Below are 22,062 nucleotides of genomic sequence, written 5' to 3'. Positions count from 1 at the left end.
CAGTGTTTGGCGACAGAAAAGGATTGTTCATGTACCTCGTTATGCACCCTAAGGACCCTGAGGTTTCAGTACGGCTTGCAGATGAAGGGTTTGCCCCCTATGTGTGGGGCAACGATTTCAGCTTTGATGTGAAAGCGTATGCACAGGTTGATCAGGGTAAAAAGGTCGAACATTGGCCCTTGGAGATGATCACCCCTTACCGCAAGTGCTACGGCATAGACCCTGATGAATTTGCGGCTTACCTCGGTGGTTCAGACAGCGCGATTTTCATGGCTTATCTGGACAACCAGGCGGTGGGGCATGTGGTGGTCAGCACCAACTGGAATGGTTTTGCCCATGTTGATGAATTGGCTGTTGCGGCCCGTGCCCGCCGCCATGGCGTGGCCAAGTCATTGCTGGATGTGGTCAAGTTCTGGAGTCTTAAGAAAAACCTTCCCGGCATCATGCTTGAGACCCAAAACAACAACATTGGCGCTTGTCGCTTGTATGAGCGTTGCGGGTATCAGGTGGGCGGTATTGATGGTTTACGCTACCGAGGCATTGATCCGCAGACTCGCGAGGTGGCGATTTTTTGGTATTTATTGTTCGAGTGAACGCGCACTAACCTAAATCCAGAATGTCGCCGGTAAAACAGCCCGTTATAGTTTCAGCGTTAAGCAGCGGGTCTTTCAGCGAGGAGAACCTGAACATTTCTTTGCGGGGTTCAGGCAGCATCGCCAGTTGTTCGGTGCGGTGGTTTTCAGTGTGAGCCAGCCAGCGTTCCACGCACTCATTGAGGTGCTCGGGCTGCTCGGCAAAGTGCCCGTATACATCAGCGCCGGTCACCGGTTTAAGGCTCAAGGGGTACAAGCGTTTGACGGTGTGGGTGATGTTTTCGACTTCTTTTATCAGCCGCAAATTCATGTCTTTGTGCGCCTCCCGGTATTTGTCCGGGCGATTTTGTGAGTCTTTAAAAGCGGCGCGCAAGTCGTGCTGGATCTGCTCAAGCCCACGGGACACGAAGGTGTATTCAACTCTGGTCACCAGCGGGTTTTGGGTTTCCAGAGCCTCCATGTAGCGCTTCAATGCGGCCCAGCAGCGCGGGATGTAACTGTCGACCATGTAGTGCTGAGCCATGTCGAATAGCTGGCGCAAAAAGGTGCCGCGCTCGGGCAGCCCGTCTTTATAGCCTACGGCCACACTGCACACCGCGTGCTGGACGGCGGTATCGCACAGCGGTTGCCACATGATGTGCGAGACCGTGCCCTGACCAAAATCCACCGGCATAAAGTGACGCAACGTGCCGTGATGCTGATAGGGCTCACCGGTCAGATTGGCCAACCCTGAGGCGAACAATGAAAGGCCGGCAGGCGCATTGGCAAAGGCCAAAACCGCGCCGGAGCCGTAAACGGCACTTTTGGTGTTCATCCAGGTGGCCGGAACACTGGGGATCGGGTCGTTATGGTTAACCATGCGGTGATGAACCAAGGACGCGGCGGCGTTGATAAAGGTGGCATCGGCGGCACGGGGCGCGCCGTAGGTGTAGAGGAGCACGTCGTAGTCGAACCCCTTACGGCAAAGCAACATTTGCGAGAGCAGTAACGCAATCGCGCCGCCAAGGCTGTGGCCACAGATCAGAACTTTTTGGCCGGTGTGAAATCTGTCGAGGTACTTCAAGATGAAAGTCGACGCTACTTTCGCCGCTTCATAAAACCCGCGATGCACCTTGCCTTCTCCTTCTTCGAAGGGCACTTGAAGTGCATCGGCATCGCGCAAGAAGTCCGGCCCGGCACTGGTGCCCCGCACAGCAATCAGGATGATGCTGTGGTTATGGGTTACGAAGGCTTGGGTGTCCGTGCCTGTGTTCCCGCGTAAGGTATCGTCCAAGAAATGGATGTTGGCGGGATTTTCTTGAGCCGAGCCCAATAATGGATTGTTGGAGGGGTATAGGGCCGGGTCGAAAGGCACGATCTCCAGTCGCTCGGAGTAAGGCACCTCTTTATAGAATGGGTAGTAGGGTTGGGTTTGCTCCGGGTTGACTTGCCAGTTCTCCATGAAGGCAGCCAGTTTGTCCCCAAACCAGTTACCCACGCTCGGCTCATGCTTAAAGCTGACGCGGGGTGTGGATACGGGTTGCTCATCAGGTTCCTGGCCGAAGGGGCAGTAACTCAAGGTGGCCATCAGGGCCAGTTGATACAGATTAAGCGCGCAAAATTCAGGCGTTGTGGAAAGCAGGGGGTGCAAGGCCCGTAAGGGGCGCACTTCAAGCACCGTCAGGCGCTGCGGCGCGATACAGACACCTTGGGTGCCAAACCTGCCCATGAGCCGACGATCTGCCACGTTCAATGGAAAGTGACACTGCACCTTAGGCGGCAGGTGGGACACGTGCTTGACCAGCTGACGAACCTCGACCTGGCAGTATTCATCTGTACCACTGATGGATAAAGGTTTTACATGGGTGCGTGAACCGTCTTTTTTAAAGTAACGGGTCTGTTCAGCTCTGACTTGTAGCTCGGTAATCGGAAGGGGATAGTGCTCTCGCCCCATCAGGTTTGTATAAGTTTCAATGGTTCCGTGATAGACCGTGTTGAATGTAAGTGCGATGGCCCCTGCGCAATGATTTTTTACTTCGCCTGTGCCGTTTGCATTTAAAAAACCTTTGTACTTTAGGTCTTCTGAATCCGTAACTTCGAAAGCCAGTCCGGCATAGGGCTCACCTGAACCGAACTCATCGACTAATTGAAAGCGGGTTGTCTTTCCCATTGCTGGGCAGGCTAAAACGCGATCTTTAAAATTGATGTTTTTCAGGCTGTCTTGAATGCTCATTTGTTAGCCCTTTTTATTCTGTGCAGCTAGGGTAAATGGTGCACTGTTTTCCGTCAGGCATCATGAAGCTACTGAAGTCTTTATAGTTTCCGTAGCAGAACGCAGATTGATCTTTAAAAGATTTCCCCATGCAGCGTTTCCAGCCATTCGGAACCTTTACCCACGTGTCTTTCATATAGGGTCTCTCATCAGTGTTCAACGTTATTATTATTTTGACAGTCTTTCCCGGCAGTTGGTCGAACGTATAACCCGCGACAGGACGACCTATATTCAGAGTGCCGCTGGCATCGGTATCTTTACAGTCGAGTATTTTGACGATGCGGCGTTTACCTCCTGACGTTCTAAATAACCATTCGCACTGTCCATAAAAAGTGCTTTCATTTTGCTGGTTGAATGTGTCTTTGTATTCAACGGGTAATTCTTCACGTATTACCAGGGTTGCACTGTCGCTTCCAAAATCGCCAAAGTCATCTCCATACTTTCCGTAGATCTCCACTATTAGCCGACTAATCACCAGCGGGCACCCACTGACGGTGCGATATAGCGCCACAGTCGATTCGGGTTTGTAAACCTTGCGCCAATGCCTGTTATATTCGACCCATGTATTCTTACCACCGGGGACGCTACATGTCTCACCTTTGGCGGGGATATAAATGGCATCCGCTCGATAATAAAAATTCGGCGGTAAATCAGCGGTAAAGGTGAATGTCTCAGACTTTCCTAACGTGCAACCAGCCAACAATGCTGCGCTGGTCAATGCACCCAGAACTTTGAGTGTCCGGTTCATGAGTGCCCCTTGTCGCCCATAAACCCCAGGGTCAGCAAGGCATGTGAACATCCTTGAATATTCAGGCTGAAATGAAGTTGGCCAAGTTAAGGAGGGCATGCTGGTTCATCCCTTAAGTTAAGGTTGAACGCTAACTCATGGGCCATTACCTGAGCTGTAAGAAAATTCTGAAATTTAATTAAAAGTTCGAGCTGATTCAGAATCGATCGTTCAGCGCTGCAAAAATGAAGGTTGTGCAGGCTGCTTCTACTCCTTCGGGCACGGGTTTGCCGATCACCGAAATAGCTTATATTCGGCAGCCATCGAAGCCTTGCGCTGATCGACAGCGACTATGGGTTGGTGCTTGCCATCATTCGCATGTCAAAGCGTTACCAGCCCCTGATCGGCCAGCAAGCTTTCTGCTTTTTGCCCTGCGATGTCCAGCAAGGTTGACAGGGCGGGGCTGATAACCCTGTCTTTGCGTGTCAGTGCATACAGGGTCACCGGTATGGCGGGTGACAGCGGGCAAACATCCAGCCCATTGTTCTTAGCGCCTATGGCAGTAAACGGGTCAACCAGTGCCAGCCCTTCGCCGGCTTCTACCATGCTGCGTACCATCTGATAGCTCTGTACCCGAATGTTGATCGCCGGCACGGGGTGCAAGGCGTGCAGTTTGCTATCGAGCAAACGGCTCAGGGGATCGGGCTCAAGCAAGCCGATCATCGATTGCCCGGCCAGATCGTGCAGGGCAATGTACTTTTTCTTGGGGGATAACCAACCATGGGGGGCCAGCAGCTGTACTTTGCCGTGAGCCAGTGTGTGATGGTCGATGCCCGTATGCTCGCAGGCATGGAGGCTAAAACCGACATCGGCTTCATCCATCAGCAGGCGGCGTACCATTTCAGTCAGTGGCTGACTGCTTAGGGTCGTTGGGGTATCAGGAAAACGGCGTCTTAACGCAGCGATGTTTTGAGGCAGTAAGGGTTGCGTCAATGTCTCGCTACAGACCACGCGCAATGGCGCTTCCATAGGTTGACGCAATGCATCGCCAAGCCTGCGCAAAGGTTCGAAATCCAGATAAAGCTGGTTGGCAAGGGGTTGTAACTGAAGGGTTTCACGGGTGGCTTGAAGCCGGCCGCGGACATTGGCGAACAGCATGAGGCCGAGCTGTTGCTCGGCCTCTTGCAGCGTGGCGCTGACGGTGGCTATCGGCAATTGCAGCAACTCGCCGGCATGGGCGAGGCTGCCCGTTTGCAAAATAGCCTGAATCACTTCGATATGGCGTAAGCGCATGCGTGAAGTCCATGTTCAGCAGATGAGGTTTCAGCGTTGCGAAGCCTGACCCAAGTCTCATCCTGTGACTTCAGCGCTATGCCGGACAAACTGGTTAAGCCGTGATCACTGGAGCCGGGTCACGAATCAGGCTAACGCCCGATTGAACCAGTTCGTAATGATCCTCATCGATCTTTTTGACACGATCGCCAATGGCCAATTTGTAGGTTGTTGCGGGTTGTTCACCTGTCGCTTCGGTATTTTCGAACTCATGCACGGAATAGACACGACCTTCCGCGTCTCTTGCATGAAATTGCCCAACTAGAACTGCCGCCATTTGTAGAGAACCTCTGGAGATAAACACCCAATTTGCGGTTCTGTAGACCGTTGATCAGTAGGGGAAGTTTAGCCATGTGAAAAAAATAGTCTGGCTACTTTACAGGCTTGTGGGCTGATCGGGTGAATTGGGGTGCAAGAAATGCGTCCGATCATCTATAACTAACGTCCTACAACCACAGACTAGGTGTATTTCATGAGCAAGGTCTACAGCGTGGCCGTATTGGTCGGCAGTTTGAGAAAGGATTCCATCAATCGCAAAGTCGCCCTTGCGCTGGCTGAACTGGCACCGCCCTCTCTGAAACTGCACATCGTCGAAATTGGCGAGTTGGCGTTGTATAACGAAGACATTGATGTCACGCCACCACCAGCGGCTTACACCGCCTTTCGTGATCAGTTACGCAGCGCCGATGCCGTTCTTTTTGTGACGCCCGAATACAACCGTTCCGTGCCAGCTGCGTTAAAAAACGCCATTGATGTGGGCTCTCGCCCTTATGGGCAAAGCGTTTTCGGTGCTAAGCCGGGTGCTGTGATCAGCGTTTCGCCGGGGGCAATCGGCGGCTTTGGGGCTAACCATCATTTACGCCAATCGTTGGTGTTTCTCGATGTGCCGTGCATGCAGCAGCCAGAAGCTTATTTGGGCGGTGCAGGTGCAGCCTTTGACGAATCAGGCAAATTGTCAGAGAAAACCCGCCCGTTTCTACAAAAATTCATCGACGAATTCGCCCAGTGGGTTGAGCGCCAGCATAAGGGCTGAGGGGCCTGCTACAAGCTGCGGGCTTTGAACTTGCAGCGTGTAGCGGCCCTTTAAGTCAACTGCTCTGTGGCATTTCGCCATTGCTGAGCCGGTTGTTGATGTCGGCCATCACCCGTGGCAGATCGGTGATGGTGTCGATCAAATAGTGCGGTCGAGAGCTTTGGAACAGCGCATGGATGCGCTTGCGCTCTGCGATCAGCGTCTGGGCATCCAGCGCCTGGTACTGCTCGTAGGTGAGCCCCAGTGCGTTGCCGGAGAACACCAGTGCCACAGTCCACATGCCAGCACGGCGTCCTTCGAGGATGCCTGGCGCGGTGTCATCGACTTTGACGCAGGCACCCACGTCATCAATGCCCAGTGCGATCACATTGGCCAATGCTTGAGCGGGCCAGGGGCGACCATTCGGTACTTCGTCGGTGGCCACGACGTGATCGGCCATGTAGCCGTTAGTAGCCGCCAACTCGACGACTTTTGCCATCACTTGTGCCGGATAACCCGAGCACGAACCTATTTTGATGCCTTGTTCACGCAGTGCTGCGATGGTTTCCAGTGCGCCGGGAATCAGTGCCGAGTGCTCGGCTATTTTTTCGATCTGCAGCGGCATAAAGCGCTCGTAGATCGCGGTAACGTCGGCGTCTGTCGGCGCACGGCCGAATACTTTTTTATAGCGCTCGGTAATCTGCGGCTGGTCACAAAGGGTTCGAATGTGGTCCCACTTGCCCATGCCCATGGGGCCTCGTGCTTCTTCAATAGAAACCTGCACGTCGAATTCGGCAAAGGCTTCGACAAAAATCTGTGTCGGTGCAAACGAGCCAAAATCGACCACAGTACCCGCCCAGTCGAGGATGGCAGCTTGAAGCTTGCTGGGGTTCGTGTAGTTCATGTCGGTAAGTCCTGTGTGAGCGGGCTGTGCTGTTCGGAAAAAGATGCCCTGCAAGAGGCAATGCGATTAGAAGTGCTGCACTTCCATGTCATGTAAAACTTCGCCGATGGCGTTCACGGCGGCCTGCATATCGTCCTGGCTGAAGTGTCCGATGCAGCCCACGCGAAATGTTTCGACTTCGGTTAATTTGCCTGGATAGAGGATGAAACCTTTGGCTTTGACTCGCTCGTAAAAGGCCTTGAATTGATAGCGCGGATCCTTTGGGGCGTGAAAGGTGACGATAATCGGCGCCTGAATCGCTCCGGGTAGAAAGCTGCGGATGCCGAGTCTGGCCATGCCGTCAAGCAGTGTCTGGCAGTTACTGGCATAGCGTTTGTAACGAGCGGGCAAACCACCTTCTTCGTGGTATTGCACCAGCGCTTCATGCAAGGCGGCCACCACATGGGTGGGCGGGGTGAAGCGCCATTGTCCGGTTTTCGCCATATAGGCCTGTTGGTCGTGCAAGTCCATCGCCAATGAATGCGAACGGCCGGCAGCGTTGGCGAGCGAAGTTTTATGGGCAAAGACAAAGCCCATTCCCGGGACACCTTCCAGGCATTTGCCGGACGCAGCAATCAGCGCCTCGAAAGGGATTTTTTGTGCGTCGATGGGCAAGGCGCCAAAGGAACTCATGGCATCGATGATCAGGGCTTTACCGTGATCAGCAACGACAGTAGAAATTTCAGCTAGCGGATTAAGAATTCCCGTGCTGGTTTCGCAATGGATCAATGCCACATGAGTGATGCTTGGGCTTGCCCGTAACAGACGTTCAACGTCGCTGGCCGAGGTGGGTTGGTCTTCAGCCGTTTCAAAGGTACTGAAGCGGCGGCCCAGTACCTCACAGATGTTCGCCAGGCGTTTACCGTAAGCGCCGTTAATCAGTACCAGTACATGGCCATCGCGTGGCACCAATGTGCCGATGGCCGCTTCGACCGCGAAGGTGCCGCTGCCTTGCAAGGGCACGCAGTGATGGCTGTCAGTGCCGTTAACGATGGACACCAACTGCTGGCACACGCGGGCCGTTAATTGGTTAAAGCCGTCATCCCACGATCCCCAGTCGACCATCATGGCGCGGCGAGTCCGTGGTGAGGTGGTCAGCGGGCCAGGGGTCAGCAGGATCGGCGCTTCTGTGCTCATTCGTGGTTCCTCAAACGCGTGGATGGCTACTGAATACACGGCATAAATTGCAGTTTGAGGTGTTATCAATCAAATTGTTTGTTGTTATGCTAGTTATCAGTGAGGCTTATACGAATGAATTTATTTCAATTGCGGGCATTTGATGCCGTTGCCCGAGAGGGCAGTTTTACCCGTGCCGCTGCCCGATTGTTTATTAGCCAGCCAGCCGTGACCGGGCATATCAAGGCGCTTGAAGACCACTACCAGATCACTTTGCTGCGGCGCACGGCGCGGCGCGTTGAGCTGACGCAAGAGGGCACCCGCCTGGCGTCCATCACGCGGGCCATTTTCGGATTGGTCGATGAAGCGCAGGTGATGCTTGAGGCTAATCGTCAGCTACTCACCGGGCGTCTTGAAGTGGCCGCCGATGGGCCGCATCTGGTGATGCCCATGTTGGCGAAACTGCGCGCGCAATATCCTGGGGTCACGGTCAATTTACGCTTGGGTAATGCTCAGGAGACATTGGCTGCGCTGCTTGCGGAGCACGTCGACGTGGCCGTTCTGACAGAGGTTGAGCCCCGCAAAGGCTTAACCCTGCGCCAAATTGATGAATCCCGTATCTGTGCATTGGTACCGGCCAAGCATCCATGGTCGGCATTGAAGCAAGGCATTGATATTGCGCAGATGGATAACGTGATCATGGTGCTGCGTGAACCCACTTCCATTACCCGACGAACGTTTGACCTGGCCTGCCAAACCGCGGGTGTCACGACCAAGGTATTACTGGAACTGGACAGCCGTGAAGCTGTGACCGAAGCCGTGGCTGCCCAATTGGGAATCGGCATTGTGTCATCTGCCGAAGTGAGCCATGACCCCCGTGTTCAGGCTATGCCGATCAAGGGGGAAGGGCTGATTAACAGGCACATGCTGGGTTGCCTGGAGCGTCGGGCCGATTTGCGTCTGATCGATGCATTTATGACGTTGGCGCCATGATAAAAATAAGCGCCTCATTATTTTTTGGTCGATTGGCGAGTCCTTGGCGTATAAACTTGCGGCCATTTGGCGGTGACGCCGCCGCGATATAGCAGATTGAGAGGGTAAGCAATGGGCGCACAGTGGAAGGTTAAACACAAAGCAGACGCCGCCAACAGCCGTGGCAAGATCTTTGGCAAACTGGCCAAAGAACTGACGGTTGCTGCGCGCAACGGCGCCGATCCGGACATGAACTCGCACTTGCGTCTGGTGTACGAGCAAGCCAAAAAGGCTTCGATGCCGGCTGACACCATCAAGCGTGCGATCAATAAAGGCGCGGGTATCGGTACTGAAGCCGTGCAATACCATCGCGTGACCTATGAAGGTTTTGCCCCGCATCAAGTGCCACTGATCATTGAGTGCCTGACCGATAACATCAACCGCACCGTCGCTGAGATTCGTGTTGCCTTCCGTAAAGGCCAGTTGGGTGCTTCGGGCTCGGTGGCTTGGGATTTCAACCATGTGGGCATGATTGAAGCGAAGCCAGAAACCCCGGACGCCGATCCTGAGATGGCAGCGATTGAAGCTGGCGCTCAGGATTTTGAGGACGGCGAGGAAAAAGGTACAACGTTGTTCATCACAGAGCCTACAGACCTGGATGCTGTGCAAAAGGCGTTGCCAGAACAGGGTTTCATCGTGTTGTCGGCCAAACTGGGTTACTTGCCAAAAAATCCGGTGAGTGGTTTGAGTGATGAGCAGATGGCCGAAGTTCAAGAGTTTCTGGCCAAACTTGAAGAGCAGGATGACGTGCAGGAAATGTTTGTGGCGCTGGAGTAAACATAAAGAAGTCATGAGCTGCAATCGACTTTGTAGCCCCCCGTCGCAGCCTGCGGCAGGGGCTACAGAGTTAGCCTGCCTTAATGCAATAACTGTAAAACCTCTGTAAACCCTGGCCGTTTCAGTACTTCAGGCTGCATGCAGCGGTTGTGCAGGTCTTGCAGCATGTCTCGTCCTTGATCGCTCAAGCCTGAATCGATTCTTTGCAGCAGCTCACCCAGCAAAATCCCGAATGCCCGGACTTCAATGCGTTGCAGGGCTCGGCTCTGCTGGCTGTCATCGGTGGCATGGAAGCATGCGGCACCAAAGTCCCCCAATACGCAGTCACCCTCAGCGTTGTACAAAATATTGTGCGCATACAGGTCGCCATGACAAATGCCTCGGGCATGCAGATGATTGGCAGCTGAGGCAATGCCGCGGGCGATGCGTAATGCACTGGCGTAGGTAAAGCGCGTGCTGCCGGCGTACTCGTCGCGACTGCAACTGTCGAAGCTGGGCAGGGCCGCCAGGTTGCTGAAAGACGGGTCGATGAGCTCCATGACCAGGCCGGCCTGATTATCGGGATGACCCGCGACGCGGCCCAGCACCTTAATCAGGTTCGGATGCTCGCCAGCGGCAATGCAGGCATTCATTTCATTGAGCGGAGAGCCGTCGCTGGTGATGCTGCTTTTGTACAGCTTAACCGCAACAGACTGTGGGGCTTGACCGGGGCGGGCCCAGCGAGCCTGGTGGATGATCCCTGAGGCGCCTTCGCCCAGTTTTTGTTCAAGCTCCAGTTGCGACCATTGGATGTCAGGGGTGTTGTCGGCTGGGCGCAGCGTGCTGGCGTCGTCGTTCAGCGGATTGCCAGCATACGCCAGCCAGCTCAAAGCGGGCAGCGTCAGGACGGTTTCAGGCAACTCGGTGAATTGGTTCGCAGCTAGCCGAATCAACTCCAGACGCTCGCAGTCAATCAGATTCTTCGGCAGGTCGTGCAAGCGGTTACCTGCCAGCATCAACTTTTGCAGCCGTGGGCGCTGACCCAGTTCTTCGGGTAATTGGCTGATGCAATTGTCTGTCAGGATCAACCAGCGCAACAGCGGTGGCAGCGCTTCGCCGGGCACGCTCGCAATCTGATTGGCTTTGAAGCCAATCATGCTCAGTTGTGCGCATTGCCCCAGGCATGTGGGCAGTTCGGTGAATTGATTGTCCGAACAAAACAGGATGCGCAAACGGGTCAGGCGGTGAAGGTCATCGGGTAAGCGGGTGAGTGCGTTGCCACTCAAATTGAGAATTTCCAGCGAGTCAGCCAACTGGAAAATTTCCTGAGGAAACTCAGTCAGCCCGCACGATAGGTCCAAACGTGTGAGGCCTGCCAATTGGCCAGCCCGCAGTTTTGCGAGGGTATCCATAAACAGGCTTTTAATACTCTTGAAAATGGTTGGTCAGTGGGGCCCTCTGTACGCCGGGCCCCGCCTGTTTTGCATTAGCGCAGTTCGCGGACCATGCTTGACAGTGTGCTCAATACGTCTTTGCCCAGTTGGCTCGAACGTTTGCCTGACCAGCCCGAGTGGAGGTCGGGGGCATCATTGTTGTCTTTGAACGGCATTTCGAGGGTCAACGACAGGCAGTCAAACCGCTGGCCGACACTGTTGCAGGCCAGCGTCATATTGGCCTCGCCGGGTTCGTCGCGGGTATAACCGTGAAGGGTTTGGAAGTCTCGGGTCAATTGGCTCAGGTGCGTACGAAAGCGCTCTTCGAGGTTCGCCAGGCGCTCAGTGTACCCACGATTACCTTCGCAACCCGCGGTGAACACATAAGGGATTTCTTCGTCACCGTGGATATCCAGAAACAAGTCGACACCGAATTTGTTCATTTGCTCAAGGGCAAAAAATACTTCCGGGCTGACAGTCTGGTCAGTGTTTTGCCACGCGCGGTTAAGATCCTGGCCGTTGGCATTGGTACGCAAGTGTCCGTGGAATGCGCCGTCCGGGTTCATGTTAGGGATCAAGTAGAGGTCGGCGAAGTCTAACAGCTTACGCAGTTGCGGATCGCTGCCTTGCTCCAGACGGTCGATAATCCCTTCCATAAACCATTCGGCCATATGCTCGCCCGGGTGCTGCTGGGCGATGATCCAGATTTTGCGCTTGTGACTGGCGCCCGTGCCCTTGCGCAGCAATTGGATATCACGTCCTTCAACGCTTTTACCAATGCTTAACACGCTACAGCCGGCTTGAGGCTGCGTGGCGCGCACGATCAATTGTTCATGGCGCTCACGGCTGTAAGGTTCGAAGTAAGCAAACCAGACAGGAGATTGCACGGCTTCAATGTGGAAGTTGAGCGATGTCCCGTCAAACTCGGTGGGCACGCGGAACCAGTGTTCATGGTCGTAGGAGGCCACGGCTTGATAACCGTCCCACGCTTTGTTGTAGGAAGACTGGCTAGCATTGCTTAACTGGAAGTGATGAGTCTGGCCGGCTGCAAGACCCTCCACTTTGAAGTGGAACCACTGAAAATGCTGACTGCGGGTATCCGGCTTGATCGCCAGCTTTATGTGCAGTGGATCGCTGGCATCCAGTACCTGAATATTGCCGCTGTCAAAGTCGCTGCTGATTTGAACTGAAGAGGGCGCCACGGTCATCGTCAAAATTCCGGAATCTGATCATTATTGGCGCTACTTTACATCGCAACGGCGACTAGCCAATACGGAATTTTGGGGATCGATAGGTAAGGAAATTCGCAGACAGAAGGGGGGCGTCATCCCTGACGCGGCGCAAGAATAGTTAACTTGCGATTGATTCTCAAGTGCTAAATCGCCATTACCGCCATAGTCGCGGTCTTCAGGCTTCCGTTAGTCGATGTTCTTTTGCTATCATCGCCCGCATCGTAGCGGTCACCCAGAAAGACCGCACACCAGACTTCATTAGCCTGAAGCACGCTGAGCCAGATAACTGGCCACAAAAAAAAGACCCGGCCATGAGCCGGGTCAAATAACCGTGATTAGCCTGATGAGGAGGTAATTCAAAAAACCGACCTAAGGTCTTTTGAATTATCGGCTGATCTCGCGACCAGCTGCATGCAATAATAATCATTCTTATTTGAAGGTCAACTGTTTTCCTCGGTTAACCTCTCTTTTTTGCACCTCCCCCCACCAATTTCGATTCCGCGGCTTTTACCAGCTGCAGTGCGCATGACTCCAAATGAAGCGTTATCGCGCGTCCAGCGCTTTGTCCAACAACATCTTGGCATTTTCAACAAAGTGAGCCACCCCAAGAAAAAGGTCGCGTTGAGCACCTTGTTGACTCTCGGCACCGCCTAGCGCCACAGCTAATGCACAACGCAGGTAATCGCACGCATTGACCAAGGCTTCTTCATGGCTCAAATCGCTACGGACCACGAAGATTTTTTTCTCCACACAGTGCGGGGAAACAGCTGGTTTCAAATAATAGTCGAGTGCCCGCTGGCTAGCGGCGCTGTCTTTGAGGGCCTCCAGCTCAATATCGGTGTCGTTATCCGGTGCGATTTTTGTTATCGGAGTCATGATTTACCTGCGTTTATGAGATTAATCGAATCAACCAACGCCAGATTAGTACGCATTGTATTTGCACGTAGAGAATAAATAATACGTTATGTGTATTGTTGCCTGAATTTCAATCCGTATTGTTCGGCAGATGGATAAATGGATCGCTTTAGTCAGACTCAAATTGCGCGAGCTCAGACTCACGCAAGAAAAACTCGCAGAACGCGTCGGGGCATCCCAGGGCGGTGTGGGGCATTGGCTCAATAAACGTCGTGAACCAGACCTGGAGACGATGAACAAAGTGCTTAAAGCCTTAGGGCTGGAGCACCTTGAAGTCGCTGTAGTGGTTCGTGAGCGTAACGAAAATGTCGATGACTCTGCGGCCAATGAGCCCGTCTATGACATAACTTCGGCCTTTCGTTACCCCGTCAGAGACTGGGCGCTGGCAGAGCAGGTCAGCGAGCCATCGGCTGATGGGGCTTACCCGGCGGGCATGATATTTGAGGTCACAGATCATTACGCCAAGGGTGCGGCGTTTTGGCTGCAAGTGACGGGCGATGCCATGACGGCCCCGGTGGGCATCAGCGTTGCGCAAGGCATGATGATATTGGTTGATCCGGACATTTGTGCCGTGCCCGGAAAAATGGTTATTGCCCGTATTCCCGGGGTAGAAGAAGCGACCTTTCGCCAATTGATTGAAGAGAGTGGTCAGCGTTATCTGAAACCACTGAATCCAACCTATCCCAAGACGGTTTTTGATCAGGATTGCCGGATTATCGGGGTGGTCGTGCAAGCCACTTACAAGTTTTAACCCAGGCTTTTGCCAATACTGAAAAAAGCGGAGCCGCATCACCAGCCCCGCTTTTTTCAGCCGTTACTCCAGCGCGACCAGCACGCTGCCTTCATTAACCATTTCACCTTCCTGACAAAACAATGATTTCACCACCCCGTCGTGGGGTGCGCGCAGGCTGTGTTCCATTTTCATGGCTTCGAGCACTACCAGCGCGGTACCAGCTGCCACAGCCTGCCCCGGCACGACTAAGATACGAACAACGCTGCCGTTCATGGGGGCGCTAAGCCCGCCCTGTGAGTCGTGGCCACTGCCCACGGCAAGCACCGGATCGAAGCGTGTCACAGTGTGCAACTCACCTTCCCAGTAAAAGTACAGGGTATCTTCACGACGTAGAGCCAAATGCCGGCGTTGCACGCCGTCTTCTTCAACAATCAATTGCTCATGGCGCATAGCCGTTGAGGGTGTGGTCAGTGTGACGACCTGTCGCTCACCATTTGATTCCAGTGCCAGCAGTGTCTGTGCAGGCAAACCGCAGCGAAGGCCCGAAGATGTAGCCCAGGGTGAGTCGGGGTCGTCGTCACGCACGTGTGGTGTGAGGCTTTGTCTGAATGCTTCACCCGCCGCAGACCAAAAAGCTGGCGGTAATGCTTGTGGCGGTGGCAACAACTGCTCCTGATAGCGGGGTATAAAATCGGTGTCCAGTTCGGCGGCTGCGAAAGCAGGGTGAGCAATGATGCGGCGTAAAAAACTCAGGTTGGTTTTCAGGCCACCAATGGCGAACTCATTGAGCATCGCCAGTAGCCGCAAACGGGCTTGTTCGCGGTCTTCGCCCCAAGCGATCAGTTTGCCCAGCATGGGGTCATAAAAGGGCGATACCTCGTCACCCTCGCTAACCCCGCTGTCGATTCGTCGTCCAGTGCCCGCGGCCGATTCGCGGTACACCCGCAAACATCCGGTCTGCGGTAGAAAATCATTGCCCGGATCTTCGGCATACAGCCTTACTTCTATTGCATGGCCGCGCAAGGGGACGTCAGCCTGAGTGATGGGAAGCGGTTCTCCACGGGCGACGCGAATTTGCCACGCGACCAGATCCAGTCCGGTGATGGCTTCGGTCACCGGGTGCTCGACTTGCAGGCGCGTGTTCATTTCCATAAAGAAGAAATCACCACGCGCGTCGAGCAAAAATTCCACCGTGCCTGCGCCGACATAGCCAATGGCTTGTGCCGCGCGCACGGCGGACTCGCCCATGGCCTGACGCTGCGCGGCGCTTAGACCGGGAGCGGGGGCTTCCTCTACCACCTTTTGATGGCGGCGCTGAATCGAGCAATCGCGCTCGTTGAGGTAGAGGCAATTACCGTGTTGGTCGGCAAATATTTGAATTTCGACATGGCGTGGTTTGAGCACGTATTTTTCAACCAGCATGCGCGCATCGCCAAACGAGGAAAGCGCTTCACGTTGGGCAGAGGCCAACGCCTCGGCCAGTTGAGTGACGTTCTCGACCACTTTCATGCCTTTACCGCCGCCGCCTGCCGTGGCCTTGAGCAACACCGGGTAACCAATGCGCTCAGCCTCAACGCGGAAGGTCTCAAGGTCTTGGTCTTCACCGTGATAACCCGGCACCAAAGGCACGCCTGCGCGTTCCATCAAGGCTTTGGCCGCGGATTTACTGCCCATGGCTTCAATGGACGAGGCGGGCGGGCCGAGAAAGATCAACCCGGCGGCCTCGATGGCGCGTGCAAATCCTGCGTTTTCGGATAAAAAGCCGTAACCGGGATGAATGGCCCGAGCCCCGCTGGCCTTGGCCGCAGCGATGATTTTGTCAATTTTGAGGTAGCTGTCAGCGGCTTTGCTACCGCCCAGGTCCACGCACAAGTCGGCTTCACGGCAGTGCCGTGCATCGCGATCCGCAGCGCTGTGAACAGCTACTGTGGTGAGGCCCAGTTCCTTTGCAGTACGCATCACACGGCAGGCAATTTCGCCGCGGTTAGCCACCAATATCGAGGTCAGGTGAGGTGCGCTCAAGGTCGTACCTCCTGCTGTGAGACTGCATTTTGCCAACTGGGTGCGCGTTTTTGCAGAAAGGCGCGTAAGCCTTCCTGGCCCTCAGGGCTGACCCTGATTCTGGCAATGGCATTCTCGCAGTAGCGACGTATGGCTGTGGTCGGCGCGCCATGGCTGACTTCACGCAACAAGTCCTTGCAGGAGCGCATGGCCTGCGGGCTATTGAGCAACAGGTTGTCGATCCATTGAGCAATGTGTTGTTCGAGTTCGCTCGCGGGGTAGCACTCAGAGAGCAAACCCAACTCGCGAGCACGTTCCCCGCTGAAACGTTCAGCTGTCAGGGCATAACGGCGTGCAGCACGTTCGCCAATGGCTTGCACCACAAATGGGCTGATGACCGCAGGTGCCAAGCCAATCCGGACTTCGGACAAACAGAATTGTGCATCCTCGGCGCCTATGGCCATGTCGCAGGCGCTGATCAGGCCCAACGCTCCTCCGTAGGCCGCGCCTTGAACCACTGCCAGTGTCGGGATTTTGAGTTTGGCCAGGTTGTACATCAGCTCAGCCAAGTGCCTGGCGTCATCAAGGTTGGTGTGATAATCCAGTTCGGCCGATTGCTGCATCCAGGCCAGATCGGCACCGGCGCTAAAATGTTTGCCGCGTCCGCGCAAAACCAGAAAGCGCAGGCGGGGATCGCTTTGTACGGCGTCCAGCGCGAGGATCAGTTCGCGGATCATCTCGGCATTGAAGGCATTATTCTTTGGCGCGCGACTGAGCCACAAAGTGGCAAAACCCCGAGGGTCGGTGTGCAATTCGAGGGTGGTGAATTCGATCATGTCCGTCAGTCCTTAATGGCTGGGGGTGAAGCAAAACGCGGTGCAGCTCACATGCGAAACACACCGAAGCGGGTGGGTTCTATCGGTGCGTTCAACGCGGCCGACAAACCCAGTGCCAAAACGTCGCGGGTTTGCGCGGGGTCGATGACGCCGTCATCCCACAAGCGGGCGCTTGAGTAGTAGGGGTGACCCTGGCGTTCGTACTGATCAAGAATGGGCTGCTTGATCTGCGCCTCTTCTTCGTCGGTAAACAGCAGGCCATTGCGTTCGGCCTGTTCACGTTTGACCTGCACGAGCACCCCGGCCGCTTGCTCTGCGCCCATCACGCCAATCCGTGCGTTTGGCCACATCCATAGAAAACGGGGGTCATATGCACGCCCGCACATGCCGTAATTACCGGCACCAAAACTGCCGCCAATGATCACCGTGAACTTCGGCACCTTGGCGCACGCTACGGCGGCCACCAGTTTGGCCCCGTGCTTGGCGATTCCACCGGCTTCGTATTTTTGCCCGACCATGAACCCCGTGATGTTTTGCAGAAATATCAGGGGAATTTCGCGTTGGCACGCTAGCTCAATAAAATGAGCCCCTTTTTGGGCGGCTTCGGCAAACAGAATGCCGTTGTTCGCCAGTATTGCCACGGGATAGCCGTGCAAGTGCGCAAAACCACACACGAGTGTGGTGCCGAACAGGGCTTTGAATTCATCGAATACCGAGCCATCCACCAGTCGTGCAATGACTTCACGAACATCGAAGGGCTGTTTGGCCTGCGCCGGAATGATGCCGTACAGTTCATCCTGATCGTACAAAGGCGCCAAGGCTTTGCGTTGCTGCAGGTGGCCCAGTTTGCGCCAGTTCAGGTTGGCAATGCAGCGCCGTGCCAGCGCCAGTGCGTGTTCATCGCTGTCGGCGTAATGGTCGGCAACCCCTGACACCTTGCAGTGCACATCGGCTCCTCCCAGGTCCTCAGCGCTGACCACTTCTCCAGTGGCGGCTTTGACCAGCGGCGGCCCGGCAAGGAAGATAGTGGCTTGCTGGCGCACCATGATGGCTTCGTCTGCCATAGCGGGTACATAGGCCCCGCCCGCCGTACAGGAACCCATGACCACGGCAATTTGCGGGATACCCGCAGCACTCATGTTGGCCTGATTGAAAAAGATTCGTCCGAAATGTTCACGGTCCGGGAAAACTTCATCCTGGCGTGGCAAGTTGGCCCCGCCCGAATCCACCAGATAAATGCAGGGCAGACGATTCTGTTCAGCAATAGTCTGCGCCCGCAGGTGCTTTTTGACGGTCAAGGGATAGTAAGACCCACCTTTGACGGTGGCGTCATTGGCGACGATCATGCATTCAACGCCTTCGACCCGGCCAATGCCTGCGATTATTCCGGCGGCTGGTACGTCTTCGTCGTACACCTGGTATGCGGCCAACTGACTGAGTTCCAGAAAAGGGGAGCCGCTGTCGAGCACACGATTGATGCGTTCACGGGCAAGCAATTTACCGCGTGAGGTGTGACGTTCTTGCGCTTTGATTCCGCCGCCTTGCTGCACATGGTCGAGCAGGGTATGCAACTGTTCGACCTGTTCAAGCATAGCGCTGCGGTTGTGGAGAAACTCGGCAGAACGCGAGTTGATCACCGTCTGCAAAATGGACATGCGCGCGCTCCTCAGCGAGTTTCGTTAAACAGTTCGCGACCAATCAGCATGCGTCGAATCTCACTGGTGCCCGCGCCGATCTCATACAGCTTGGCGTCACGCAGCAATCGTCCGGCGGGGAATTCATTGATGTAGCCGTTGCCGCCCAGAATCTGGATGGCATCAAGGGCCATTTGGGTGGCGCGTTCGGCGCTGTACAAAATCACCCCGGCAGCGTCCTTGCGGGTGGTTTCGCCACGCTCGCAGGCGGCTGCGACGGCATACAAGTAGGCACGGCTGGCATTGAGCTGGGTGTACATGTCGGCGACTTTGCCCTGGATCAGCTGAAATTCACCGATGCTTTGACCGAATTGTTTGCGGTCATGAATATAGGGCACGACCAAGTCCATGCACGCCTGCATGATCCCGGTGGGGCCCCCCGAAAGCACCACGCGTTCGTAGTCCAGACCGCTCATCAACACTTTTACGCCGGCGTTCAACGTGCCAAGCAAGTTCTCTTGGGGCACCTCAACGTCGTCAAAAAACAGTTCGCTGGTGTTAGAGCCGCGCATGCCGAGCTTGTCGAAATGCTTGCTGCGGGTGAAGCCTTTCCAGTCTCGCTCGACAATGAATGCACTGATGCCGTGGGCGTTTTTTTCAATATCAGTTTTGGCGTAAATCACATAGGTAGTGGCATCGGGGCCATTGGTGATCCATGTTTTACTGCCGTTCAGCACAAAATGGTCGCCGCGTTTATCGGCGCGCAGCTTCATGGACACCACGTCAGAACCCGCGTTGGGCTCACTCATGGCCAATGCGCCAACGTGTTCACCGCTGATCAGCTTAGGCAGGTACTTGAGCTTTTGCGCATGTGAGCCGTTTCGGTTGATTTGGTTAACGCAGAGGTTGGAATGGGCTCCATAGGACAGAGCGACGGATGCCGAGCCACGGCTGATTTCTTCCATCGCAACCACATGGGCCAAGTAGCTGAGGCCGGTGCCGCCATACTCTTCCGGAACCGTGATACCCAGCAGGCCCATGTCCCCGAATTTGCGCCACATGTCCGCCGGAAAAAGATTGTCTTTATCTATTTGCGCCGCCCGTGGCGCCAGTTCTGCGGCGATGAAGGCTTGTACCTGATCGCGCAGCATGTCGATGGTTTCGCCCAGGGCGAAGTTCAAAGTCGGGTAGCTCATCTTGGCACCTTGATCATTATTCTTGTGGGAAAAAGCTGTTAGCGATGCGGCTCATAACCTTTACGTTAACGTAAGCCTGGACCTGAGTGCTGTCAACGACCTTGACGTAAACGTCAACTCTATTTCATCAAACCTGCTGTGCCCGAAAAGGGGTTATGTGCAGACCGGGTCCTCTCGAAGTGAGGCTTTGGGAGATCCGCAATGTGGGGGGGGGAAGTGAGTAGTGAGTGCTGTAGTAGATTTCTGTTTTTACTGTCTTACTTGAGAGTACTGGTACTGACGTTTTAAGAATATTTTTTGACCTGACATAGATTTATTGAACCCAAAGCAAACCTTAAGTCAGGAATTATAAGATGTTAGATAATCAGTGTGACAACCAACCCGTCGTGCATGCATCAGATGACCCCGCAGCGGATTATGCAATCAGGTTGCCTAATGCATTTATTAATCGATGCTTTGCAGATATTTTCCCTAAAATTAAATCCGAGCTACGTGGCACTCTCTTTGATGAAGAGTTGGGTGCTACGCTGACGTGGGAGTTGTCTGAAGAGCCTGAATTAATTAGTCCAAATGCTTTACCTGAGCTGGTATGTTATTTGGTTATCAGTGTGGAAGTGGGGGGTAAAAAGACAGCAGGTGCCGTCGTTTATCTACATGATGGTTTGTATTTTGTTGAAAAATCAAATGGGTATTTGCTGAAATTTTCTCAGGGGCCATACATTCAACTTTCCCCTGATGACCCTTTTCTGCGGATTGTACTCCAGAACAAGATGAGTGATGTTATAAGTGTGCTAAATAAAATTCTTGGTGTAGTCCTGATCCCTCGGGATGTTCCTGGTTTTTTCCCGACAATGCCACCGATGTATATACAATCCTTTCCATTTGATGCGCCCGCAGCTACCGGTTATGCTCTTCGATCATTTTATTTTCGCAACAATATTGCCCAGCAAACATTGAGCGATATTGAGCCGCGTGTCTTAGGGCTGCACGAGTCGGTCGAGTCAGAGCGAGGTGAATATGATGATGTTTTTCGTGTTCAAATAAGCCATCAGCTTTTGGAGAAAGTGATCACGGAAAAGTTTTGGGATCCGATGCCCAAAGAATTTGCTGAAGAGGGTGCACTTATTCGCCTGCTGAGTTTTAACCTGGAAATGAAGGATGATTACTTTGCATTGTTGGTTGAATTGGGCGGCCGCGTAAGAGTCGATGTATCTGGATTGCCTGACCCTGAGTGGTCAGTAGATTTTAAAGCGCCTCTTGATGTGCGTCTTAAAGTGTTCGTGGCGGAAGATAAAACAATCAGGATCAAGTACGACGAGACCCATTTCCCCGGTTTTGATCTTGTGGCTAACAACGACTGGGCGGCTATGTATGAGAGCCTGGTTCCGGGCTTGGCAAAAATGATTGCATCTGAAGTTGGGGGCGCAATGGTGAGTAATGTCACAGACGTGGTCGGCGACATTGATGAATTTCTATTTGAGTTGCCTGCCGAAACGTTCGATATTGGTGATAAATCCGTAACGGTGTTTCCACACATGACTGATATCCGTTCTTATAGTATCGATGGAAGCTATTATTTGAATTTTGCTGGGGTCATGGATACCTCGGTAAATACACGCTAAAAGCCTATTAAGGCAGTTCGGGTGATTGCTGCATCAGGCCAGATCGGCACCGGCGCTAAAATGTTTGCCCCGTCCGCGCTAAACCAGAAAACGCAGGCGGGGATCGCTTTTATACGGTATTCAGCTAGAGGATCATGTCGGCATTGAAGGCATTATTCTTTGGCGTGCGACTCAGCCACAACGTGGCGAAACTCCGAGGGTCGGCGTGCAGTTCGAGGGCAGTAAATTCGATCATGTCCGTCAGCCCTTAATGGCTGGGGTCTCAAGCAAAAGCCCTGTGCAACTCACATTCGAAACACACCGACGCGGGTGGGTTCTATCCGTGCGTTCAATGCGGCCGACAAACCCAGTCCCAAAACTTTGCGGGTTTGGACGGGGTCGAAGATGCCGTCATCCCACAAGCGGGTGCTGGAGTAGTAGGGGTGGCCCTGACGTTCGTATTGATCAAGGATGACCTGCTTGATCTGAGCCTTTATCAAACCTGCTGTGCCCGAAAAGGGGTTATGTGCAGACCGGGTCCTCTCGAAGTGAGGCTTTGGGAGATCCGCAATGCGGGGGGGGAAGTGAGTAGTGAGTGCTGTAGTAGATTTCTGTTTTTACTGTCTTACTTGAGAGTACTGGTACTGACGTTTTAAGAATATTTTTTGACCTGACGTAGATTTATTGAACCCAAAGCAAACCTTAAGTCAGGAATTATA

General features: G+C 54.0%; 19 protein-coding genes and 2 pseudogenes. 6 read left to right on the top strand and 15 right to left on the bottom strand.

The window, feature by feature from the left end; genetic code table 11:
• The first annotated feature begins 29 nt into the window (after positions 1-29).
• The gene (locus EQV93_RS14850; protein WP_146386821.1) at positions 30-593 is read left to right on the top strand and encodes a GNAT family N-acetyltransferase; all 564 of its coding nucleotides are present in this window, start codon (positions 30-32) and stop codon (positions 591-593) included.
• A gap of 7 nt (positions 594-600) precedes the next feature.
• On the opposite strand, the gene EQV93_RS14845 is transcribed toward EQV93_RS14850, so the two are convergent.
• The 4 genes from EQV93_RS14845 to EQV93_RS14830 all read right to left on the bottom strand — a co-directional run bounded on the left by EQV93_RS14845 (position 601) and on the right by EQV93_RS14830 (position 5,180).
• Positions 601-2,742, bottom strand: coding sequence for a lipase family protein (locus EQV93_RS14845; RefSeq protein WP_240891830.1), 2,142 nt, complete (start codon positions 2,740-2,742; stop codon positions 601-603).
• A gap of 76 nt (positions 2,743-2,818) precedes the next feature.
• On the bottom strand, positions 2,819-3,592 hold the full coding sequence (locus tag EQV93_RS14840) for a hypothetical protein (RefSeq protein WP_240891829.1): 774 nt from the start codon (positions 3,590-3,592) through the stop codon (positions 2,819-2,821).
• Between the two features lie 360 nt (positions 3,593-3,952).
• The gene (locus tag EQV93_RS14835) at positions 3,953-4,864 is read right to left on the bottom strand and encodes a LysR family transcriptional regulator (RefSeq protein WP_240891828.1); all 912 of its coding nucleotides are present in this window, start codon (positions 4,862-4,864) and stop codon (positions 3,953-3,955) included.
• Positions 4,865-4,958: 94 nt separating this feature from the next.
• The gene (locus EQV93_RS14830; RefSeq protein ID WP_122786080.1) at positions 4,959-5,180 is read right to left on the bottom strand and encodes a hypothetical protein; all 222 of its coding nucleotides are present in this window, start codon (positions 5,178-5,180) and stop codon (positions 4,959-4,961) included.
• A gap of 195 nt (positions 5,181-5,375) precedes the next feature.
• Here EQV93_RS14830 and EQV93_RS14825 point away from each other — a divergent pair, with 195 nt between their 5' ends.
• On the top strand, positions 5,376-5,936 hold the full coding sequence (locus EQV93_RS14825) for an NADPH-dependent FMN reductase (RefSeq protein WP_240891827.1): 561 nt from the start codon (positions 5,376-5,378) through the stop codon (positions 5,934-5,936).
• 55 nt (positions 5,937-5,991) lie between these two features.
• On the opposite strand, the gene phnX is transcribed toward EQV93_RS14825, so the two are convergent.
• Positions 5,992-6,819, bottom strand: a complete 828-nt coding sequence (gene phnX / locus EQV93_RS14820; RefSeq protein WP_240891826.1) for a phosphonoacetaldehyde hydrolase — start codon at positions 6,817-6,819, stop codon at positions 5,992-5,994.
• Between the two features lie 66 nt (positions 6,820-6,885).
• On the bottom strand, positions 6,886-7,995 hold the full coding sequence (locus tag EQV93_RS14815; protein ID WP_240891825.1) for a 2-aminoethylphosphonate--pyruvate transaminase: 1,110 nt from the start codon (positions 7,993-7,995) through the stop codon (positions 6,886-6,888).
• A gap of 114 nt (positions 7,996-8,109) precedes the next feature.
• Between EQV93_RS14815 and EQV93_RS14810 the strand changes: the two genes are divergently transcribed.
• Together EQV93_RS14810 and EQV93_RS14805 are read left to right on the top strand one after the other, a co-directional pair.
• A complete protein-coding gene (locus EQV93_RS14810; RefSeq protein ID WP_240891824.1) occupies positions 8,110-8,967 on the top strand; it encodes a LysR substrate-binding domain-containing protein in 858 nt (285 codons plus the stop codon).
• A gap of 111 nt (positions 8,968-9,078) precedes the next feature.
• A complete protein-coding gene (locus EQV93_RS14805; RefSeq protein ID WP_240891823.1) occupies positions 9,079-9,783 on the top strand; it encodes a YebC/PmpR family DNA-binding transcriptional regulator in 705 nt (234 codons plus the stop codon).
• Positions 9,784-9,863: 80 nt separating this feature from the next.
• Here EQV93_RS14805 and EQV93_RS14800 read toward each other — a convergent pair whose 3' ends face one another.
• The 3 genes from EQV93_RS14800 to EQV93_RS14790 form a co-directional block, all read right to left on the bottom strand.
• Positions 9,864-11,174: a protein kinase gene (locus EQV93_RS14800; RefSeq protein WP_240891822.1), complete on the bottom strand. Its 1,311-nt coding sequence runs from the start codon at positions 11,172-11,174 to the stop codon at positions 9,864-9,866.
• 74 nt (positions 11,175-11,248) lie between these two features.
• Positions 11,249-12,403 carry a M14 family metallopeptidase gene (locus EQV93_RS14795; protein WP_122786073.1) on the bottom strand — a complete coding sequence of 385 codons (1,155 nt, stop codon included), beginning with the start codon at positions 12,401-12,403 and terminating at the stop codon, positions 11,249-11,251.
• A 567-nt stretch (positions 12,404-12,970) separates the two neighbouring features.
• Entirely contained in the window at positions 12,971-13,303 is a 333-nt protein-coding gene (locus EQV93_RS14790; RefSeq protein WP_122786072.1) for a DUF6124 family protein, read from the bottom strand.
• A gap of 130 nt (positions 13,304-13,433) precedes the next feature.
• Here EQV93_RS14790 and EQV93_RS14785 point away from each other — a divergent pair, with 130 nt between their 5' ends.
• Positions 13,434-14,093 carry a LexA family protein gene (locus EQV93_RS14785; RefSeq protein WP_240891821.1) on the top strand — a complete coding sequence of 220 codons (660 nt, stop codon included), beginning with the start codon at positions 13,434-13,436 and terminating at the stop codon, positions 14,091-14,093.
• Between the two features lie 63 nt (positions 14,094-14,156).
• Here EQV93_RS14785 and EQV93_RS14780 read toward each other — a convergent pair whose 3' ends face one another.
• The 4 genes from EQV93_RS14780 to EQV93_RS14765 are packed head-to-tail and all read right to left on the bottom strand — an operon-like array spanning position 14,157 to position 19,742.
• Positions 14,157-16,034, bottom strand: coding sequence for an acetyl-CoA carboxylase biotin carboxylase subunit (locus EQV93_RS14780; RefSeq protein WP_240891869.1), 1,878 nt, complete (start codon positions 16,032-16,034; stop codon positions 14,157-14,159).
• Positions 16,035-16,093: 59 nt separating this feature from the next.
• Positions 16,094-16,912 carry a gamma-carboxygeranoyl-CoA hydratase gene (locus EQV93_RS14775; protein ID WP_122786069.1) on the bottom strand — a complete coding sequence of 273 codons (819 nt, stop codon included), beginning with the start codon at positions 16,910-16,912 and terminating at the stop codon, positions 16,094-16,096.
• Between the two features lie 47 nt (positions 16,913-16,959).
• Positions 16,960-18,567 (bottom strand): carboxyl transferase domain-containing protein, encoded by a 1,608-nt coding sequence (locus tag EQV93_RS14770; RefSeq protein WP_122786068.1) that lies wholly within the window; start codon positions 18,565-18,567, stop codon positions 16,960-16,962.
• Between the two features lie 11 nt (positions 18,568-18,578).
• Positions 18,579-19,742: an isovaleryl-CoA dehydrogenase gene (locus EQV93_RS14765; RefSeq protein ID WP_240891820.1), complete on the bottom strand. Its 1,164-nt coding sequence runs from the start codon at positions 19,740-19,742 to the stop codon at positions 18,579-18,581.
• Between the two features lie 353 nt (positions 19,743-20,095).
• On the opposite strand from EQV93_RS14765, the gene EQV93_RS14760 reads away from it, so the two are divergent.
• Positions 20,096-21,364, top strand: a complete 1,269-nt coding sequence (locus EQV93_RS14760; protein ID WP_240891819.1) for a hypothetical protein — start codon at positions 20,096-20,098, stop codon at positions 21,362-21,364.
• 13 nt (positions 21,365-21,377) lie between these two features.
• On the opposite strand, the pseudogene EQV93_RS14755 reads toward EQV93_RS14760, so the two are convergent.
• Both EQV93_RS14755 and EQV93_RS14750 read right to left on the bottom strand, forming a co-directional pair.
• A pseudogene (locus EQV93_RS14755) lies at positions 21,378-21,599 on the bottom strand (gamma-carboxygeranoyl-CoA hydratase); the annotation flags it as partial.
• A gap of 49 nt (positions 21,600-21,648) precedes the next feature.
• Positions 21,649-21,834: pseudogene (locus EQV93_RS14750) on the bottom strand (methylcrotonoyl-CoA carboxylase); the annotation flags it as partial.
• Positions 21,835-22,062: the final 228 nt, after the last annotated feature.

The organism is Pseudomonas sp. TMW22091, from assembly GCF_022496705.1.
Taxonomy (GTDB): Bacteria; Pseudomonadota; Gammaproteobacteria; order Pseudomonadales; family Pseudomonadaceae; genus Aquipseudomonas; species Aquipseudomonas saxonica.
The sequence above is the reverse complement of the archived record's forward strand: the minus strand, read 5'-3'. Positions and strand labels throughout refer to the sequence as shown.

Excerpts from the sequence above, each read along its gene's own strand:
- EQV93_RS14850 (WP_146386821.1), top strand. The coding sequence starts at position 30 with ATGTACCTCGTTATGCACCCTAAGGACCCTGAGGTTTCAGTACGGCTT.
- EQV93_RS14845 (WP_240891830.1), bottom strand. The coding sequence starts at position 2,742 with ATGGGAAAGACAACCCGCTTTCAATTAGTCGATGAGTTCGGTTCAGGT.
- EQV93_RS14840 (WP_240891829.1), bottom strand. The coding sequence starts at position 3,592 with ATGAACCGGACACTCAAAGTTCTGGGTGCATTGACCAGCGCAGCATTG.
- EQV93_RS14835 (WP_240891828.1), bottom strand. The coding sequence starts at position 4,864 with ATGCGCTTACGCCATATCGAAGTGATTCAGGCTATTTTGCAAACGGGC.
- EQV93_RS14830 (WP_122786080.1), bottom strand. The coding sequence starts at position 5,180 with ATGGCGGCAGTTCTAGTTGGGCAATTTCATGCAAGAGACGCGGAAGGT.
- EQV93_RS14825 (WP_240891827.1), top strand. The coding sequence starts at position 5,376 with ATGAGCAAGGTCTACAGCGTGGCCGTATTGGTCGGCAGTTTGAGAAAG.
- phnX (WP_240891826.1), bottom strand. The coding sequence starts at position 6,819 with ATGAACTACACGAACCCCAGCAAGCTTCAAGCTGCCATCCTCGACTGG.
- EQV93_RS14815 (WP_240891825.1), bottom strand. The coding sequence starts at position 7,995 with ATGAGCACAGAAGCGCCGATCCTGCTGACCCCTGGCCCGCTGACCACC.
- EQV93_RS14810 (WP_240891824.1), top strand. The coding sequence starts at position 8,110 with ATGAATTTATTTCAATTGCGGGCATTTGATGCCGTTGCCCGAGAGGGC.
- EQV93_RS14805 (WP_240891823.1), top strand. The coding sequence starts at position 9,079 with ATGGGCGCACAGTGGAAGGTTAAACACAAAGCAGACGCCGCCAACAGC.
- EQV93_RS14800 (WP_240891822.1), bottom strand. The coding sequence starts at position 11,174 with ATGGATACCCTCGCAAAACTGCGGGCTGGCCAATTGGCAGGCCTCACA.
- EQV93_RS14795 (WP_122786073.1), bottom strand. The coding sequence starts at position 12,403 with ATGACCGTGGCGCCCTCTTCAGTTCAAATCAGCAGCGACTTTGACAGC.
- EQV93_RS14790 (WP_122786072.1), bottom strand. The coding sequence starts at position 13,303 with ATGACTCCGATAACAAAAATCGCACCGGATAACGACACCGATATTGAG.
- EQV93_RS14785 (WP_240891821.1), top strand. The coding sequence starts at position 13,434 with ATGGATAAATGGATCGCTTTAGTCAGACTCAAATTGCGCGAGCTCAGA.
- EQV93_RS14780 (WP_240891869.1), bottom strand. The coding sequence starts at position 16,034 with ATGCGTACTGCAAAGGAACTGGGCCTCACCACAGTAGCTGTTCACAGC.
- EQV93_RS14775 (WP_122786069.1), bottom strand. The coding sequence starts at position 16,912 with ATGATCGAATTCACCACCCTCGAATTGCACACCGACCCTCGGGGTTTT.
- EQV93_RS14770 (WP_122786068.1), bottom strand. The coding sequence starts at position 18,567 with ATGTCCATTTTGCAGACGGTGATCAACTCGCGTTCTGCCGAGTTTCTC.
- EQV93_RS14765 (WP_240891820.1), bottom strand. The coding sequence starts at position 19,742 with ATGAGCTACCCGACTTTGAACTTCGCCCTGGGCGAAACCATCGACATG.
- EQV93_RS14760 (WP_240891819.1), top strand. The coding sequence starts at position 20,096 with ATGTTAGATAATCAGTGTGACAACCAACCCGTCGTGCATGCATCAGAT.